Consider the following 289-nt stretch of genomic DNA (forward strand, 5'->3'; position numbering starts at 1 on the left):
GGTGGATTATAGAATGAAGTTAGCCACCCAGTTGGTGGTAAATAAAAAAACGCCATTCGGCGTGACATCAGGTATCATATTAAGTGAACCAAACCTATATGAAAGGATGTCCGTCAAATGACGCACTTAAATGATACCATGTCTACTAGTTTATTGACTACTCATAAAAAGAATGCTCATCTTACTAAAGAAGAACGTGTGATGATTGCGACTTTAAAGTCGCAAGGACTTTCCAATCGCGCAATTGGTCGCCAATTAGGAGTTAATCATCAAACAATTAATAACGAGC

At 38.1% G+C, this 289-nt stretch carries 1 protein-coding gene; it reads left to right on the top strand.

Annotated elements, in window-relative coordinates; genetic code table 11:
* Positions 1-117: 117 nt before the first annotated feature.
* A partial coding sequence (locus H5975_RS08505; protein WP_204785648.1) for a helix-turn-helix domain-containing protein occupies positions 118-289 on the top strand: 172 nt, incomplete at its 3' end.

The organism is Limosilactobacillus coleohominis (assembly GCF_016901675.1).
GTDB lineage: Bacteria > Bacillota > Bacilli > Lactobacillales > Lactobacillaceae > Limosilactobacillus > Limosilactobacillus intestinavium.